Here is a 2350-nt window from a genome sequence, read left to right as displayed (position 1 = left end):
CGCAACGCTGACGCGAAGACGCGACCAACGTTTTGGGTGTGGGTGCAGTGTCCTAGCTTGAATCGAAATGACCCTACCTACGGGTTCCAGCCGGGCCATCTGGTGCTAGAACGGTAGTGTTTTAAACCTGCGGAGATGGGATCCCACCCTCTTGGGCCTGCTCTATGACCGTATACGTGGTTCAGATCAGCGACCTGCATCTGTTTGCCAAGCCCCATCACCGGCTGCTGGGGGTGGACACGGAAGCCTCTTTCCTGCAGGTGCAAAAGGCCATTGCCGCTCTGGATCCCTTGCCGGATCTGCTGCTGCTTACCGGAGATCTCTCTCAAGATGGTAGCGCAGCATCTTACGCCCGTTTGAGAGCCCATTTGCAGGCTCTCCCCATCGATACTTACTGGTTGGCAGGCAACCACGATCGCCTGCACAACATGAACCAAGAGCTCCACGCCGAGCGGCTATTCGGGGACAAGAGCTTCAGCCGGGAAAATTGGAGTTTTATTTTATTGAACTCCCTCGTGCCCGGCAAAGACAGCGGTTACCTGACGGATCGCACGCTGCTGTGGCTGAAACAAGAATTGCAGCGGAGCAAAGCCGTCCAACACCATGTTTTGTTGGCCCTGCACCATCCCCCTTTTTCGGTGGATTCTGCCTGGCTGGATCAAAGTGCCCTGCAGCAGCCGGAGCGGTTGTTTGGGGTTCTGGACGAGTTCGACCACATCCGCCTCGTTGTATTCGGCCATATTCACCAAGACCTGCACCGCCGGCGGGAGGGGGTTGATTACCTGGCTTGTCCCTCAACCTGTGTGCAATTTCGTCCCAAGAGCCCCCAGTTTGGCCTGGAGGTAATTCCCCCTGCCCTGAGGCAGATATGGTTGGAGCGAGATGGCAGCTTCAAAACTCAGGTTCAACGGGTGGGAGCTGCTCTGCAACGGCCCAACCTGGCCCTGAAGGGATATTAGCTCTCCCCCTCTTGAACCTCTGTGGGGGGTAGCCCGATGGCCTGCCCCAAACAGACGCTGGCCCCCAGCAAGGCCAACCACCCCGGCAGCAGCGACAGGAAGGCCACTGCAGCCACCAGGGTATTGTTTCCCCCTTGCAAAAGGCTGTAGAGCAGCATTGGCAGCGTGAGAACCCGCCCACCGCCGACAAAGAAGGTGAGCAAAAATTCGTTCCAAGAGATCAAAAAGGCAAATACCGCCCCAATGGCTGCCCCAGGGGCAATGAGGGGCAACGTCACCTGCCACCACACTTGCCAGGGATCCGCCCCCAAACAGCGGGCCTGCGCCTCGTAGCCGCGGTCGAAACGGGCGAACACACTGCCCATCACCAGAGCCATGTAAGGAATGGTGGGGATCAGATGCACCAAAACCACCGCCAGCAGGGTACTGTCCAGCCGCAGGCGAATCAGCACCCCTTGGATGCCCATCAATACGGCCAAGGGAGAGGTGATGATGGGCAATAGCAGCAGCAGGCGCAGCCAGGCAGGCACGGGACGGGTGCCCAAAACTCGCCCTGCCGGGATCCCCACCCCCAAGGCCAGCAGGGTGGTAAACAGGGCAATTTGCAAGCTCTGGCCGAAGGCTGCCCGGAACTGGGATCCCCAGCTTAGCAGTTGCTGCCAACCGGCTATGCTCCATGCCCGGGGCAGGGCATCGGGAAAATACCAGGCCCGCGTGAAGGCCCAAAGGGCCAGCACCCCAAAGGGCAAAGCCCAAAGGAGGGCCACTCCGGCCACCCCAAGGCGGAGCAGGGATCCCCCAATCCATCTGCGTCCTTTCACGGCTTTCTCCAAGGACTCCGTCCCGCTGAGCCAAACGGCAGCTGCAGAAAGGATACTCTGGCTGCAAACAGCCCTCCGATTAGGCTGACCACCGCTGCCGAGACAGCCAGCAGGATGATCCCCAGCGCCACCGCCTGCTGCCGCTGCTCCAGGTTGATGTGGGTGAAGCGCTGGTAGATCAGAACGGGCAAGGTGCGCGGGTAGGTGGGCCCTAAGAGCAAGGGAACCTCAAAGGCGCTGAAGACAAAGCCGAAGATGAGAATCCCGGTGGCCAGCAGCCCCGGCCTCAGCAAGGGCAGCGTTACATACCAAAACGTCTGGGCGGCAGAAGCCCCCAGCAGCCGAGCCTGTTGCTCCAGCTCGGATCCCATCCCGCGCAGCAGCGTTAGCGCCACCAGAGCGGCAAACGGGATCTCCTTCCAAAGCCAATAGAGCAACACCCCCACATAGCCGCGGTCGTTCACCCACAAGGGAAAATCCTGATCCGAGGCAATCCAGCCCAGTTGGAAGGCCAGCCGCGCCAGCCAACCGCTGGGCCCCAGCAGCAGCAGCATCCCCGCCACCCCCACC

General features: G+C 60.5%; 3 protein-coding genes. 1 reads left to right on the top strand and 2 read right to left on the bottom strand.

Translation table 11 applies throughout. The features are described from left to right. Positions 1-164 precede the first annotated feature (164 nt). The gene (gene cpdA, locus NW815_RS12905; RefSeq protein WP_414390797.1) at positions 165-959 is read left to right on the top strand and encodes a 3',5'-cyclic-AMP phosphodiesterase; all 795 of its coding nucleotides are present in this window, start codon (positions 165-167) and stop codon (positions 957-959) included. Here cpdA and NW815_RS12900 read toward each other — a convergent pair. Together NW815_RS12900 and NW815_RS12895 are read right to left on the bottom strand one after the other, a co-directional pair. After that, positions 956-1780, bottom strand: coding sequence for an ABC transporter permease (locus NW815_RS12900; RefSeq protein ID WP_414330751.1), 825 nt, complete (start codon positions 1778-1780; stop codon positions 956-958). The two genes, cpdA and NW815_RS12900, sit on opposite strands and share 4 nt — an antisense overlap. Further along, the coding region (locus NW815_RS12895; RefSeq protein ID WP_414416089.1) for an ABC transporter permease subunit at positions 1777-2350 on the bottom strand (574 nt) is incomplete at its 5' end. The genes NW815_RS12895 and NW815_RS12900, both read right to left, overlap by 4 nt.

Origin of the sequence: Synechococcus sp. R6-7 (genome assembly GCF_047461695.1) — a bacterium.
GTDB lineage: Bacteria > Cyanobacteriota > Cyanobacteriia > Thermostichales > Thermostichaceae > Thermostichus.
The sequence above is the reverse complement of the archived record's forward strand: the minus strand, read 5'-3'. Positions and strand labels throughout refer to the sequence as shown.

What these genes read in the sequence shown, in the direction of transcription:
- cpdA (WP_414390797.1), top strand. Translation starts at nt 165, where the DNA reads ATGACCGTATACGTGGTTCAGATCAGCGACCTGCATCTGTTTGCCAAG.